This is a genomic window from Nocardia altamirensis NBRC 108246, assembly GCF_001612685.1.
Taxonomy (GTDB): domain Bacteria; phylum Actinomycetota; class Actinomycetes; order Mycobacteriales; family Mycobacteriaceae; genus Nocardia; species Nocardia altamirensis.
Window position 1 is genome coordinate 73303 of sequence record NZ_BDAY01000054.1, and the last position, 14657, is coordinate 87959.

The 14657-nt window shown below is 66.9% G+C and carries 19 protein-coding genes; 16 read left to right on the forward strand and 3 right to left on the reverse strand.

All coding sequences use genetic code 11. From position 1 onward, the window contains the following. Nucleotides 1–67 precede the first annotated feature (67 nt). Complete coding sequence (locus tag NA11_RS27425; RefSeq protein ID WP_069164897.1) at nt 68–337, forward strand: HNH endonuclease; 270 nt, start codon at nt 68–70, stop codon at nt 335–337. A 153-nt stretch (nt 338–490) separates the two neighbouring features. Next, nucleotides 491–1756, forward strand: coding sequence for a DNA modification methylase (locus NA11_RS27430; protein WP_245746208.1), 1266 nt, complete (start codon nt 491–493; stop codon nt 1754–1756). Here the strand turns inward: NA11_RS27430 and NA11_RS27435 are convergent. Continuing rightward, nucleotides 1753–2028 (reverse strand): hypothetical protein, encoded by a 276-nt coding sequence (locus tag NA11_RS27435; protein WP_069164898.1) that lies wholly within the window; start codon nt 2026–2028, stop codon nt 1753–1755. The two genes, NA11_RS27430 and NA11_RS27435, sit on opposite strands and share 4 nt — an antisense overlap. A 190-nt stretch (nt 2029–2218) precedes the next feature. Continuing rightward, entirely contained in the window at nt 2219–2515 is a 297-nt protein-coding gene (locus NA11_RS27440) for a hypothetical protein (RefSeq protein WP_069164899.1), read from the reverse strand. 485 nt (nt 2516–3000) lie between these two features. Between NA11_RS27440 and NA11_RS27445 the strand changes: the two genes are divergently transcribed. From NA11_RS27445 to NA11_RS27500, 13 genes are all read left to right on the forward strand, one after another. After that, complete coding sequence (locus tag NA11_RS27445) at nt 3001–3408, forward strand: hypothetical protein (RefSeq protein ID WP_069164900.1); 408 nt, start codon at nt 3001–3003, stop codon at nt 3406–3408. Continuing rightward, on the forward strand, nt 3408–3704 hold the full coding sequence (locus tag NA11_RS27450) for a terminase small subunit (RefSeq protein WP_069164901.1): 297 nt from the start codon (nt 3408–3410) through the stop codon (nt 3702–3704). The genes NA11_RS27445 and NA11_RS27450 overlap by 1 nt, the downstream gene beginning before the upstream one ends. Next, nucleotides 3688–5211, forward strand: coding sequence for a terminase large subunit domain-containing protein (locus tag NA11_RS27455; RefSeq protein WP_069164902.1), 1524 nt, complete (start codon nt 3688–3690; stop codon nt 5209–5211). The genes NA11_RS27450 and NA11_RS27455 overlap by 17 nt, the downstream gene beginning before the upstream one ends. Next, nucleotides 5208–5363, forward strand: coding sequence for a hypothetical protein (locus NA11_RS45870; protein ID WP_167837746.1), 156 nt, complete (start codon nt 5208–5210; stop codon nt 5361–5363). The genes NA11_RS27455 and NA11_RS45870 overlap by 4 nt, the downstream gene beginning before the upstream one ends. After that, nucleotides 5360–6595, forward strand: a complete 1236-nt coding sequence (locus NA11_RS27460) for a phage portal protein (RefSeq protein ID WP_069164903.1) — start codon at nt 5360–5362, stop codon at nt 6593–6595. Before NA11_RS45870 ends, NA11_RS27460 begins: the two co-directional genes overlap by 4 nt. Continuing rightward, a complete protein-coding gene (locus NA11_RS27465; protein WP_069164904.1) occupies nt 6570–7289 on the forward strand; it encodes an HK97 family phage prohead protease in 720 nt (239 codons plus the stop codon). Before NA11_RS27460 ends, NA11_RS27465 begins: the two co-directional genes overlap by 26 nt. Nucleotides 7290–7442: 153 nt before the next feature. Further along, on the forward strand, nt 7443–8825 hold the full coding sequence (locus tag NA11_RS27470) for a phage major capsid protein (RefSeq protein ID WP_069164921.1): 1383 nt from the start codon (nt 7443–7445) through the stop codon (nt 8823–8825). 116 nt (nt 8826–8941) lie between these two features. Further along, nucleotides 8942–9211 (forward strand): hypothetical protein, encoded by a 270-nt coding sequence (locus NA11_RS27475; protein ID WP_069164905.1) that lies wholly within the window; start codon nt 8942–8944, stop codon nt 9209–9211. An 87-nt stretch (nt 9212–9298) separates the two neighbouring features. Next, nucleotides 9299–9562, forward strand: coding sequence for a hypothetical protein (locus NA11_RS27480; RefSeq protein WP_069164906.1), 264 nt, complete (start codon nt 9299–9301; stop codon nt 9560–9562). A 1-nt stretch (nt 9563) separates the two neighbouring features. After that, nucleotides 9564–10145: a hypothetical protein gene (locus tag NA11_RS27485; protein WP_069164907.1), complete on the forward strand. Its 582-nt coding sequence runs from the start codon at nt 9564–9566 to the stop codon at nt 10143–10145. Further along, nucleotides 10142–10504: a hypothetical protein gene (locus NA11_RS27490; protein ID WP_069164908.1), complete on the forward strand. Its 363-nt coding sequence runs from the start codon at nt 10142–10144 to the stop codon at nt 10502–10504. Before NA11_RS27485 ends, NA11_RS27490 begins: the two co-directional genes overlap by 4 nt. Continuing rightward, the gene (locus tag NA11_RS27495) at nt 10505–10765 is read left to right on the forward strand and encodes a hypothetical protein (RefSeq protein WP_069164909.1); all 261 of its coding nucleotides are present in this window, start codon (nt 10505–10507) and stop codon (nt 10763–10765) included. Further along, a complete protein-coding gene (locus NA11_RS27500; RefSeq protein WP_069164910.1) occupies nt 10765–11166 on the forward strand; it encodes a hypothetical protein in 402 nt (133 codons plus the stop codon). Before NA11_RS27495 ends, NA11_RS27500 begins: the two co-directional genes overlap by 1 nt. Nucleotides 11167–11287: 121 nt before the next feature. On the opposite strand, the gene NA11_RS27505 is transcribed toward NA11_RS27500, so the two are convergent. Beyond that, entirely contained in the window at nt 11288–12514 is a 1227-nt protein-coding gene (locus tag NA11_RS27505) for an IS110 family RNA-guided transposase (protein ID WP_084655115.1), read from the reverse strand. Between the two features lie 264 nt (nt 12515–12778). Here NA11_RS27505 and NA11_RS27510 point away from each other — a divergent pair, with 264 nt between their 5' ends. Next, nucleotides 12779–14530: an amidohydrolase gene (locus NA11_RS27510; protein ID WP_141717876.1), complete on the forward strand. Its 1752-nt coding sequence runs from the start codon at nt 12779–12781 to the stop codon at nt 14528–14530. Nucleotides 14531–14657 lie beyond the last annotated feature (127 nt).

Here is a 14657-nt window from a genome sequence, read left to right on the forward strand (position 1 = left end):
GGCCCAGCTGGGCAGCGGCTCGGCGAACTTGCCGACCGGCAGCTTCTAACCAGCGCGAACGGTGACGATGGACCCGCGCCACACCCACCGGTGGCGGGCCATCGTCGCCGACCTCCGTGCCAAGAGGCTGCCGTGCTGGCAGTGCGGACAGCCCATCGACTACGAGGCCCCCCGGTTCGCGCCGGGCGGCTTCGAAGCCGATCACTTCTATCCGGTCAGCACCCACCCACACCTGGCTCTGGATCCGGCGAACGCGCGAGCAAGTCACCTGCGCTGCAACCGATCTCGTGGCAACACCGCTCCGGCGGCCGGATCGTGGGTGCGCTCGGACTTCTGAGTCGATGCTCGTGCACGACGGTAAGGGAGGGGCGGGTGGAAAGTTGAACGCGATCGGCTTGTCCACTTCCTCGGCAGTGGGCAATCTCCCCCCGCCGGCGTACCCCCATCGCGCGAGGCGCGCGAAACTCCCAGCGGCCGGCGAGGGTTACGCGTGAGCCGACCGGTCACCGCGATCCGCTTCGAGACCATCGCCGTCGAGCAGCTGCGCACCTACGAAGGCAACCCGCGCCGGGGCAATATTGATGCGATCGCCCAGTCGCTGGACACCACCGGCCAGTACCGGCCCGTGGTGGTCAACGAAGGCACTCTTACCGGCCGGGCGATGGAAGTGTTGGCGGGCAACCACACCTTGCTCGCGGCCCGCCAGCTCGGCTGGGATCAGCTTTCCGCCGGAATTATTGACGTCGACGAGCAGACCGCGCGGCGCATCGTTGCCGCCGACAATCGCACCGCCGACCTCGGCGACTACGACCACACCGCATTGTTCGAACTGCTCGACGGTTTGGACGACCTCGCCGGAACCGGCTACAGCAGCGATGATTTCGACAAGCTCGTCGCCGAGATCATCCCGCGCGAGACCTTCACCGACCCCGACGACGTCCCGGACCTGCCTGCCGACCCGATCAGCGTGCCCGGCGATATCTGGACGCTCGGACCGCACCGGCTCGCAGTCGGAGACGCCACCGACTACTCGGTGGCCGAAGCGCTGATGGGAGGTGAGCAGGCCGATTGTGTGTGGACCGACCCGCCCTATGGCGTCGACTACGTCGGCAAGACCAAGGACGCGTTGCGGATCCGCAATGACGCCACCGCCGATCTCGAAGACCTGCTGGCCGGGGCGTTCGCGTCAATGGTCGCAGTCTCCAGGCCCGGTGCACCCGTATACGTCGCACACGCCGATTCCGAACGCGTGCGGTTCGAGACCGCGCTGCGCGAGGCTGGTGTGCTGGTCCGGCAGAACCTGGTGTGGGCCAAGAACACGATCGTCATGGGCCGCAGCGACTATCACTACAAGCATGAGCCGATCTTGTACGGGTTCACCCCCGGCGGTGAGGGGCGGCTCGGTCGGGGCGGGGATCGCTGGTATGGCGACAACGCTCAGGCCACGGTGTTCGAGGTCGACAAGCCGAGCGCCAACCGTGAGCACCCGACGATGAAGCCGGTCGCGCTGATCGAGGCGATGCTGGCCAACTCCCTGCGCCCCGGCGGGCTGGTACTGGATCTGTTCGGCGGCAGCGGCTCCACGCTCATCGCCGCCCACCAACACGGCTCGGCCGCCCGGCTGGTCGAGCTGGATCCGCGCTACGCCGATGTCATCTGCCGCCGGTTCCAGGAACACACCGGGATCGCCCCGGTTCACAACGAGGGCGAGACCGTGGATTTCACGGCCTCGCAGGAGGGGCAGCGTCGGGGCTAGAAGGCCGCTACCGAGGCGATCTGCTCCGGTGTCGGGTTCCGGATACCCACGATCTCGTCGAGGCCGGTCAGGTCGAATTCTCCGTCGGTCCAGCGGATCTCGGCGATCTCGTTGTGCGCGATCCCGTCGGGGGCTATCGCGGGGTATGCGATCACTTTTCCGACCGTGGCGGTGTCGACCCCCGTCGCGCTGACCCAGTGGACCAAGGTTCCGGTTTCGATCCGAATCGGGTCCTCGGTGCGGATCCAGGTGATCGACGTTTGGGTGTTCATCGGGTTCTCCTTGCCGGTCGTTTGCTACTCCGCGTTTGCGGTGGTCAAACGATAGCTCTGAGTCTGTGCACATTGGAAGCGCTTGTTGGATAGGGATTCGCCCGAATTATGTTGTTCTGCAATAAGTTTGGGGAAACCAGCCAGAGTGACCGGCCGCATCTCATGCGGGCCGGTCACCTTGGACGGCCGGTTAGTCGGGCTGCGGGCGGGGCGGGATACCCGCCAAGTTCTCCGCCGCCGCTGCGGCGGCCGACTCAACCCAGTCGGCGAACTCGACGGCCTGCTCGGGCAATACGGTCAAGATCACGTCGCGGTTGTTGATCGCGTCCCACACCGAGATCCGCACCGTGCCACCCCGGACATCGACCAGGGCATGGCCCCAATCGGGGATCGTGAGGCCCTCCCAATCCATCCAGTCACCAGCGTCGGGGTCCGGCTGGTCGCGCCGCTCGGCCTCCAGCTCCTCTTTGCGTCGATCCTTGCTCATCGTCGCGCTCCCCTCCTGGTACCGGTGATCGGTCTGATTGCCCCGCTGTCGGGCGACCCCGGGCGGGTGGGGCCGGGGCTATAGACGCCGATCCGGTCTGCGTCAGCCCGGCCCCGCGTACCCGCCGGGGCGCTGGCGACGCCGTTCCGGCTGGCGTCGGCCCCTGGAGGATTCCGTGGCGGGTACACCACCATGAACGCTCTGACCGCGCACGAAGTCAAGCCGGGCAAAATGACGAAACATATTGCACTGCAATGGAATTCGGAGCTATGGTCTGAATCGCTTCCGGATCGCGACCGGGAGATGGACCCACTGCCGACGGGTGGTGGGGTGGTGTCATGAGCAGACCCGAGCCCGAAGCTCCCGCAAGGGAGTGGTGGCGAGGTGGCCGAGTTCGAGTCTCGGAACCACACCAACACGGCTACGGCTATCTCTTTGATCCCGCTGATCCGGTCTTCCGAGCATGGGAAAGAGGTGAAACCCCGATGGCAGCGACGAAACCCATTGCGGCACAGCAAGCCTTGCAGCTTCGCAAAGCAGGCGTTGCGTACGCGAAGATCGCCGAGCAACTCGGGGTCACCGAGGCCCGCGCTTACGACCTGGTGACCGCCGCGCTGCGAGCGCGTGAGGAAGCCCCCGAAACCCGCGCCCGACTAGACCTGGAGCGCTTGGACGCGATGCTGCTGGGACTGTGGAAGCGCATCGGCCAGGGCGACCCGAAAGCGGTCGAACAGGGCCTGGAAGTCATGCGGATGCGCGGCGACGTGCTCGCCGACCGCGCCGCCGCCGGGGACGGCACCGGTGTCGGTGACTATCTGGAGGCGGTCAAAGCCGCAGCGCGAGAGAACAAGCAGAACCATGCGACTCGCCTGCACGCGGTGGAGTCGCCCTAATGGCTCGCTCGTTGCCGGAATCGGTTGCGGCTGCGGTGGAGGAGATGGGGTGGCTGACTCCCGCCGATCAAGCGGCGGTGGACCTGGCGCTGCGGTATGCGGTGCAGATCGAGGCCGGACTCAGCCGAGGCGGCCAGGACGCGACGAAAGCCCTATATCTGGGCCCGCATCTGCTGCGCACCCTCGCCGAACTCGGTGGCACCCCCGGTGGTCGCCGCACGATCGGTGACGATGGCGGTCAGGGCGTGGAGTCGACGTTGACGAGACTGCGGCGCGAGTTTGGACACTCCGCGTAAAGGCTGTGAGCAACCACGGATCTTCACCCCGCCGCTGCGGGAGCTGACTCGCCAGACCACGCACGGGTTTTCGGTCATCGACTTCGCCGAGCGAACCCTCGGGATCGCACTGTTGCCGTGGCAGAAGTGGTTGTTCATCCACGCCCTCGAGCTGCGCGAGGACGGGCTGTACCGGTTCCGCACGGTGCTGGTGCTCATAGCCAGACAGAACGGCAAGACGCTGTGCATGCTGATCCTGGCGCTGTGGCACATCTACGTGCGCGGCTCGCGCACCGTGATCGGCACCGCCCAAGACCTCGCGAACGCGGAGAAGGCATGGGGCGAGGCGGTCGAAATCGCCGAAGCCGTCCCCGATCTCGCCGCCGGGATCCGGCATGTGGTCAAGGTCAACGGCAAGAAAGCGCTGAAACTGCATGCCGGCGAGCAGTACCGCGTCGCCGCCGCGTCCCGGCGCGGCGCCCGCGGCTTCTCCGGCGACCTCGTACTGCTGGACGAGCTGCGCGAGCACCAATCCTGGGACGCCTGGGGAGCTTCAACCAAGACCACCCTGGCCCGCCCGCACGCGCAGGTGTGGGGGTTCTCCAACGCGGGCGACTCGTTGTCGGTGGTGCTGCGCTACCTGCGGGCGCTGGCTCACCACGCCTTGGGGTGGCCCGACGGAGACGCTGACGCCGCCGCGCTGGAGTTGATCGGCGAGGAGGTGATCGATGAGGCCGACGAGGATGATTCGCTGGCGTTGTTCGAGTGGTCCGCGCCGCCGACGGCGGACCGCCGTGACCGCGACGCCTGGGCACAGGCCAACCCGAGCTTGGGATGGACGATCACCGAGCGTGCCATCGCCGCCGCGTTGCGCACCGACCCGCCTGCAGTGTTCTCCGTCGAGGTGTTGTGCCGATGGCTGGAATCGGCCAACGCCGGGCCATTCGGCGACGGTGTGTGGGCGGCGAGCCTGGACGCCACCTCCCGCATCGGTGAAACCTCACGTCGCGTGGTGGCAGTGGACGTGTCCTGGAACCGATCGAGCACCTATATCGCACTCGCCGGATTCCGCACCGACGGACTGGCACACGTGGAGATCACCGCCGACCGCGCCGGAACCGACTGGGTCATCGACTGGCTGCTCGAACGCCGCGACCGCATCGACGCCGTGGTACTGCAAGCCAACGGCGCACCGGTGTCGAGCCTGCTCGACGCGCTGACCGCCGCCGACCTCCCGGTCCTGGCCTGGGCCGGACCGGACCTCGGACGCGCGACCGGCCAAGCCTTCGACCTCGTCGACAACAAACGCCTGCGACACCTCCCACACCCCGGACTCGACCTGGCCGCGACCACAGCGGCCGTGCGCCCGGCAGGGGACGCGTGGGTGATCGACCGCAAACGCTCACCGAGTGACGCCGCACCACTGGTAGCCGCGATCGCAGCGCTGTGGGCGCTGCTGGCCCCGGACGACCCGGCCCCGCAGATCCACACCTGGCCCGACGAACTCTGGGAGGAAACCACCGTATGAGGGCGAAAACCGTGCTGTTACTCGATATTGCGGGCACAGCAGCGATATTGGGCGGGCTGTGGCTGCTCGGGCCTGCGTTCGCGCTCATCGGCGCAGGAACCGCCTGCCTGGTCGCGGCAACGCTCACAGATCGGCGGGCGGACAAATCGTGAGCCTGCTGTCGCGGCTGCTGAGCCCTGGTGGCGAGGCGCGGGCGCTCACCGAGCTGTCGTCGATCCCGTCGAACTGGTCCGGGATCTCCGAATCCGGGGTCGCGGTGTCGGAGCGAACTGCGCTGCAGCACGTGACCGTTTACGCGTGCGTGCGCCTGTTGGCCGATGCGGTCGCTTCGCTGCCTGTGGATGCCTACCGCCGACGCGGCGAGGTTCGCGAGGAGATCTCGCCCGCACCGCTGTGGGTGCGGCGACCGGACCCACGCTGGACCCGTTTCGAGTGGCTGTTCCAGGTGGTGTGCTCACTGGCGCTGCGTGGCAACGCCTACCTGCATATCACCGAACGCGACCCCGCCCAGTTCCCGACGATGCTCGAACCCCTGCACCCCGACGAGGTGATCGTCCACGGCGTCGACTCACGAGGCATCCCGACCGGTGGCAAGATCAGCTACTCCGTTGTCGGGCAAACTGTTCCGGCGTCGGACATAGTGCACCTTCGCCGCTTCGTCCTACCGGGCAGCCTGGTCGGGCTCAGTCCCATCGAGCAGGCCCGCCAGAGTATCGGGCTGGGCCTGGCCGCCGAGCGGTTCGGGGCGCGATGGTTCGGGCAGAGCGCCAACCCGTCGAGCGTGCTGGAGACCGATCAGCCGCTCTCGGCCGAAGCGGTGACCCACCTGCAGAAGCAATGGATCTCCTCGCACGGTGGACGCCGCCACCCCGCCGTGCTGTCGGGCGGAGTGAAGTGGCGCCCGATCTCCATCACCCCGGAAGAGTCACAGTTCCTGGCCACCAGGGAATTCCAACGCGCCGAGATCGCCATGCTTTACGGCATCCCGCCGCACATGATCGGCGACACCCAGAAATCGACCAGCTGGGGATCGGGGATCGAAGCCCAAGGCATCGGGTTCACAACCTTCACCCTGCGGCCCTGGCTGGCCTGCATCGAGGACGCCCTCTCCGACCTGCTGCCCCGCGGGCAGTTCTGCAAATTCAACGTCGGGGGTCTGCTGCGAGGTGACCAGCGCGCCCGCTACGACGCCTACGCCTCCGCCCGCAACGCCGGATGGATGTCGGTCAACGAAATCCGCGCCCTGGAAGACCTCCCACCGATCGAGGGCGGCAACTCCTACATCCAGCCCTTGAACTACGGCCCGCTCGGTGCGGACCCGACTCCTACCAATGAGCCGACACCCCAGGAGGACCCGAGTGGACCGCTCGACGAAGCTGCGTGATTCGCGCGAGATCCGTTCCTACGCTGCGCATCACGTGCAGCTTCGCAGCCGCGACGAAGAGTTGACTCTGCGCGGCTACGCCTCGATCTTCGACACCCCGTATGAGATGTACGGCGGACCCGACGCCGGCGGATGGTCCGAGACCGTCGACCCCGGCGCCTTCGATCTCACCCTGCGTGAACGCCCCGACCTGCACCTGCTCATCAATCACGACGGAATGCCCCTAGCGAGAACGAAATCCGGGACGCTGCGGCTCTCGGCCGACCGGCAGGGCTTGGCTGTGGAAGCCGACCTCGACCGACGCGACCCCGATGTTCAGCGTCTGGAAACCAAGATGGCCAGGGGCGACATGGACGAGATGAGCTTCGCGTTCCGCGTCAAGGACGACGCCTGGAACCGCGAGCAGACCCAGCGCCGCATTACCGAGATCAGCCTCCACAAAGGCGATGTCAGCGTGGTGAACTTCGGCGCCAACCCCGCCACCTCGGCGACGCTGCGCGGACTGCTCGATGCCCTCGGCGAGGCCGAGGTCGATGACGCCCTCCTCGCCGAAGCAAGATCTGTTGGCGCGGACCGCGTCACAGCAGCACACGAACTGCTGGGCCGGTTGCGTGGCGCATTGCGCCCCACCGGATCTCACACGCTGCGGGTGGCCGAGCTCATCGCGCTCGGCGACGGCACCGACCTGAAGTAATTCACACCTGCCCACAGCTTTATCCACAACTCGCACAACCTGTTTCCCGAGTCCTGGCACTGGATCGGGGGCTCTCACCAGCCCTGGCACTGGGCGGAAATGGCCTGGCACTGGCCGCCATTCACCCATCCCATCCAGCAAAGGACCCTCATCATGGATGAGCGGCTCAACAGGCTCATCGCGCTGCGTGAGCAAGCCGACGAAACCCGTACCGCTCTGCTCGCGCAGCGCACCACCATCCTCACCGTCGCCGCCGACGAAGGCCGCCAAGACCTCACCGAGGACGAAGACCGCGCCTTCCGCGACCTCACCGATCAGATCCGCACCGCCGACACCGAGATCGGCGGCTGCGACGAACGCATCGGTGAGCTGACCGAGGAAATCGATCGCAACCGTTCGATCGCCGAAGGTGCGATCGCGGTGCGCCGCGCTCAAGCCCGGGTGCAGGTGACCGCGCAACCGGCCACCTACATCCGAGGCAACGGGCACTCCTACCTGCAGGACCTGATCCGGTTCAGCTTCCGGATGGACGCCGACGGCACCGCCGAGGAGCGACTGCGCAACCACGGCGAGGACGTGACCCGCTCGCAGGAGTACCGCGACCTCGACCGCGTCGACGGCAGCGGCGGATTCTTCGTCCCGCCGGTGTGGTTGATGAACCAGTTCCTCGACCTCGCCCGTGCGGGGCGGTCGGTGGCGAACCTAGCCGAGTCCGATGTGCTGCCACCGGGCACGGACTCGATCAACATCCCCAAGGTCGCCACCGGGACATCGACGGAGATCCAGACCGCCGACAACACCCAGATCGCCGACACCGACCTGTCCGACACCTACGTCTCCGCGCCAGTGCGCACGGTCGCCGGTCAGCAAGACATCGCCGTCCAGCTGCTCGACCAGTCGCCGATCAATTTCGACCAGGTCATCTTCTCCGACCTGATCGCCGACTACGCCGCCAAGCTCGACATCCAGGTGATCGCGGGCAGCGGCACCGCAGGCCAAGTGCTGGGGATCCGGCGCACCGCTGGCATCGCGACCATCACCGCCTCGCCCACGGTGCGCAGCGTGTACGGGGCGATCGCCGATGCGATCCAACGGGTGCACACCTCGCGCTTCCAGCCACCGACGGTGATCGTCATGCACCCGCGCCGCTGGGGTTGGCTGCTCTCACAGCTCGACGACACTCAGCGGCCACTGGTTCTGCCGCAACAGAACTCGCCACAGAACGCTCTAGCCACTCTCGGCGCCGTCGCCGCCGAACAGATCGTCGGCAACCTGCACGGGCTGCCGGTGGTCACCGACCCGAACCTGCCCATCACCCTGGGCACGGCCACCAACGAGGACGTCATCCTCGTGATGCGCGCCTCCGACCTACGTCTCTACGAGTCCGGTATCCGCACAAGGGTTTTCCCCTCGCCGCGCTCGGCGACGTTGACCACCCGGTTGCAGGTCTACGGATACCTGGCTTTCACAGCCGCGCGCTACCCGCAGTCGATCGTCGAGATCGGCGGGCTCACCCCGCCCGACTTCGGCGGCTGACATCTCGAGCGGGGGCCTGGCCCCCGACCGGCGGCACACCGGTCGGGGACACCAGGTTTCGACGCTCAGCCCTATCCAGGGCTTCAGACCCCCTTAACCGAAAGGGAGGAATGCCCATGTGGCACATCACGATCACCGGCGGTGATCTGTTAACCGAGATCAGGAGAGAATTCATGGCCAATCAGGACAAGATCGACGCCCTGGCAACCCAGCTGACCAAGGTCAAGACCGAGATCCTCGCCGAAATCCAGCGGCTGAAGGACCAGATCGACACCGGCACAGGCGCACTGAACTTCACCGCGCTGGAAACCCTGGCCGGTGACCTCGACGCCATCGTCCCCGACAAGCCCGGCCCGGCTGACCCGGGCACCGGCGAGCCTGCCTGACCCCATGGTCCCGCTGCCTCGCAGACATCGACGTCGGCGAGGCAGCGGGGCAGTCCCGCCCACCCGATTCGTGAGGAGAGTGGTGCTGTGAGTCGCGATGTCGAAGCCGACTACCGTCGCGCCTACCTCGAGCAATACCAGCGGGCCCGCCGCGCGGGACGCACCGACGAAGCCGACCACCTCGCCGTCCTGCTGCGAACCCGGTTCGGCCACAACGTCGAACCCGACGTACCGCCGCGACCCGACACCGACACCGACACCGACACGCAGGATCCGCCACCTCGGCGGGGCCGGGCACCGAAGAACCGGGCAAGCGCGTCTCCCCTCCCGGAGACCACGGTCGGGGACTGATATGCACCCGAGCGCGAACCCACCACCTGCGGTGCTCGCGGCCGATCCCTTGCCGCCACTTGCTGGCGCGGACGCACTCACCGACTACGAAAATGGCAGCCCAGCACTGGCATTGGCGATCGCGAACGCACTGGTGCGTGACTGGTGCGGCTGGCACATCGCCCCCACCCTCACCGAAACCCTCGTCGTGGACGGCTCTGGAGCCACGGTGCAGATGGTGCCGACCCTGCACCTACTCGACGTGCACGCGATTACCGAGAACGGCCGCCCGGTCGACCTCACACGGATCGCATGGTCGCAGGCAGGCTACCTGCGCCGCAAGAACGCCTGGACCAGCCGTGAGCGCGGTATGCGGGTCGAACTCACCCACGGCTGGCCGACGGTGCCGCCGGTCGTGACCGCCGTGGTGCTCGGAATCGCCAAGCGCGCCAAAGACACTCCCGCCTCCGCTGTCCGCGCCCGCACAGCCGGTCCGTTCAGCGAGCAACTCACCGTCGCCGCTGACGGGTCGATCGGTGGCGTCGCACTCACCGAAGTCGAACAGCACCTGCTCGCCCGCTATCGCGTGGTCCCGGTCGCATGAGCTTTCCACTGCGCGGCGTGATCGGCCACCACCGCCACCGCGACGGCGGGATCGACGCTCACGGCAACCCCGTGCCGATCTACACCCCACCCGCCAACGAGCCCGGTATCCCGATTCGCGTCTACGGGTGGGGACCTGCCCACTCCACCGAACCGGACCTGGCAGGCCACGACCGAGTCGTCATCGAGGTCGAGGTGTTCACACCGCCCCAGTTCCGTCCTGCCCCAAGGGATCTGATCGACCTGCCCTCGGGACCGCCTGGACGTTACGAGGTCATCGGGGTCGCCGCCGAGGCCAACCACGGCCCCTTCGACTGGCAACCCGGCAACGTCATCACGATACGGAAGGTGGACGGATAAATGCCCAAACCGAAGTTTCAGTGGGATCCCAACGCCCACCCCAACCTTCGCCGAGCCCGTGGTGTGGTCGATAACCTCGAATCACGCGGCCGCCGCGTCCTCAACGAGGCGGGCGAGGGATTCGCGATGACATCACGCCAAGGTGCACGCCGGCCCCAAGGCCGCTGGCGCGTGGTCATCTTCCCGGCCACCATCAAAGCGGCCCGCCGCAACGCCCGCGACCACACCCTGATCAAGGCTCTCAACCGCGCCCGCGGGTGATGACCGAACTCGTTGTTTATCCGGGGATCGAAGCGCTCGTCGTCGCCTACCTGTCGCGTCAGCTCACCGCCCGCGCGGATAAGGCGATCGTCGCGACCCGGATCCCGAACCCTCGCCCCGATCGGCTGGTCCGAGTCACCGCCGCAGGCGGAGGCGATGACCGGCTCGTGCTGTCGTCTCGTCTGGTGATCACCGAGTGCTGGGACACCAGCGAACCCGCAGCCGCCGACCTTGCCGAGCTGTGCCACGCCCTGCTACTCGCGGCCCGCCGCGACCCCGCCGAGCCACAGATCCGTCACGCCGTCACTGTGGGCGCTCCGGTCAACCACCCTGACCCCGACACTCGCCATCCCCGCTACCAATTCACGATCTCGCTCGACCTACGCGGCCACCTCGCCTGAGCGGACCCGCAGCGGGCTCGGTCTTCGCGCATGCAGCAATCAGTCCCCGAGGCAAGGGGCGATGAACATGCGCGCCTCCCACCGCGAATGCCTCTCGAAAGACATCCCAGGAGCTTGAATGTCAAGTTGTAGCCGTCTCGGCCAGCTGTGGCCAGGCTGTGGATTCGTTGTAGAGGGTGCTGGTTTTGAGGCAGCCGTGCAGGATGCCGACGAGCCGGTTGGCGAGTTGACGCAGGGCGGGGTTGTGGCCGGCGCCGCGGGCTCTTTGTCGGTCGTAGTAGGCGCGGGCGCCTGGGGATCGCAGCAGCGCGCTGAACGCTTGGGCGTGAAGGGTGTCGATGAGCCGGTCGTTGTGCACGAACCGGGCCAGCGCGACTTTCTTCTTTCCCGACGCGCGGGTGATCGGGGAGGTTCCCGCGTAGTTCTTGCGGGCTTTGGCGCTGGCGTAGCGGGTGGGGTCGTCGCCGAACTCTGCGAGCACCCGGGCACCGAGGATCGGCCCCAATCCTGGCTGGGACAAGATGATCTCAGCGGCCGGGTGCTGCCCAAAATGGGCATCGACCTGCCCTTCCAGGGTTTTGATCTGGGTGTTGAGGACGCCCAGCACCGCCAGCAGTGCCTGCACCGACGCGGCGTAGGCCGAGGTTACGACCTCGGGTTGGCCGAGCTGCTCGGACCGCAGCGCGGCCTGGATGATCGCAGCTTTGGCTGCGACGTCGCGGCGGCGTGCGCGCTCGAGCACCGCGCTGATCTGAGCGATCGTCAACCGAGCGGCTTGGGCCGCGGTGGGTGCTTTCGCCAGCAGTTCCAGGGTGTCGGCGGCGTCGAGGTCCTCGAAAGCGGTCAGTGCGGCGGGGAAGTAGTCGCGCAGGGCGTGGCGCAGCCGCTGGGTGTGGCGGGTCCGTTCCCAGATCATTGTCTTGTGCGTGCGGGCCACGACCTTGACGGCCTCGGCGCGCGCGGAGTCCCCGGCGACGGGGCGCAGTTCGTGGGAGTGGGTGCGGACCATGTCCGCCAGCACGTGCGCGTCGCCAGCGTCGCTCTTGGCCCCGGACACCCCGAGGCGGTCACGAAACCTGCTCGCCTGCAACGGATTCACCGCCAGCACTGTGTATCCGGCGGCGACCAATGCGCCCACCCAGGGGCCGCGGTCGGTTTCGATCCCGACCAGGATTTCGACCTCGTCGGTGTCCTCGTCGCCGACGAGGTCACCGATGATCGCGTGCAGCCTCGCCATCCCCGCCACACCCTCGGGTACACGCGCTTTGGCCAGACGGCGACCCGTCGAGTCCATCACCTCCACATCGTGGTGATCCTCGGCCCAGTCATCTCCTACGAACAGTCTCAACGGCTCTCCCGTTCTCGATACCGATCACCACCTTCGCGTAGCCAGCAGGAGAACTATCAGCGACCTAATCAAGCAGTGCTCACGCCCCCGCACGGGCGGGCGGGCACGACATCCCAGCAGCGATTACTTCTCCCGGCCTACCGGCAGGGGCACGGTCTTTCGTCAGGACTCGAAGTCCAGGGAACGAAAGTGCTCACCTGCCGGTCGGCTACCACCAGGAGTTTGCCGGATGGCTCACTCCCAGAACTGATTAGGTGAACAGCCATGTGCCTAGACCATGACCACGCGGCGACGCGTAACCGATTGAGCCGCCGCCACATTCTCGGCCTGATCGGTGCCTCCGTGACCATCACCGCAGCGGCCGGACTGATCTGCACATGCTCGAAACCGTCTCGGCCGCAACCCGATCCGGTCGAGCCGCTGCTACTGGACAATGTGCACGGATACACCTGCACCACCGACGGAAAGCTCAGAGAATTCGGGTCCCTCCTCGTCGGCGCGGATGGACGGGTCGCCGCGCTGGACCCCGCCTCGACCGGGAGTGCGAAACGCATCGACGGCCACGGACGAGTGTGTTTGCCAGGAATGCACGACGCGCACGGTCACGTCTGGGCGCTCGGCGCGCTGGGAACCCAGGTGGATCTGTCGGAGACCACCTCGCTACCCGAGGCGCTCGCGGCCATTACTGCGTGGGCGCGGGCGCACCCAGAAAAGCCCTGGATCCTGGGCTGGGGATGGAATCAGGAGGTGTGGGGTCTGGGCCGGATGCCCACCGCTGCCGACCTCGCGCTGATCGATGCGGCGGTCGGCGGTCGCCCGATATGGCTCAAACGCCGCGACAACCACGCCGGATTAGCCAACCGAGCAGCACTGCTCGCCGCCGGTGTCCTCGGCCCTGGCCACGACGACCCTCCGGGCGGACACATCGAACGAGACACCGACGGCCGACCCACCGGGGTATTCGTCGACACCGCCAAGAAGCTGATCGAGCAGGTGATCCCCGCAGCGACGCAGAGTGACTACGCCGATGGGCTCCAAGCCGCTCAAAAGATCCTGCATCAGGCCGGTCTCACCTCGGTGAGCGAAGCATCCACCAACATCGGCCAGCTCGCAGCCCTCTATGACGCCGTCAACCATGGACGGCTGACGTTGCGGCACAACGTGTTTCTCCACTGGGAGGCGTTCAGCCGATTCGGCGCCGAGGCTCGCACTGACTCGGTCGGCAATCATTTGTTGCGTGTGCGGACTGTCAAGCTCGTGCTCGATGGTGCTCTCGGGTCCTACGGAGCGGCATTGCTGGATCCCTACAGTGACCAGCCGAGTACCTCGGGCCTGCTTCAGTTGTCGCAGGAGGAACTGACCTCCCGGATCCGGCGGATTGTCGAGGCGGGGTATCAGGTCGCGGCGCATGCCATTGGTGACCGCGCAAACCAAGTGCTGCTCAACGCTTTCGAGGAAGTACTGGGATCCTCGACGGGCTCCGGTCTGCGGCATCGGATAGAGCACGCCCAGGTGGTTGCGCTCCCGGATTTCCCGCGCATACGGCGACTGGGCCTGATCGCGTCCATGCAGCCTTCCCATGCTGCAGACGACCGGCTGATGGCTGAGAAACGCATCGGTGCTGCGCGTCTGGGCGGTGCCTATGCGTGGCGGCGATTTCTCGATCAGGGCACCGCTCTGGCAGCGGGCAGTGATTTCCCGGTCGCCTCCCGTAGCCCGTTCGACGGCTGGCATACAGCGGTGACCAGGACAGGTCGCGACGGTCAACCTGCTGGCGGGTGGTACCCAGAGCAGGCGATGACACCGGCCGAGGCGCTGCGCGCATACACCCTCGATGCCGCCAGGGCCGCTCATCAAGAACAGGTTCTCGGCACGCTCGAGCCCGGCAAACTGGCCGACTTCATCATCACCGACCAGAACCCGGTCCACCTCAAAGCTGGCCAGCAGACGTGGCGGACCTCTGTTCTGCAGACCCGGGTCGCCGGACGCCTGGTCGGCGAGTACGGCCAACTCTGACCGCATCAGCCGAGCCGGTGCGGTCACCCCAGATCGCTCTACACCGGAGATCGCCACTGCACCAACACCATCCGCTCCTCCTGATGTCTCACCACCCTTTCGTGCAGGCCCGGTCCGTTCTGCGCCT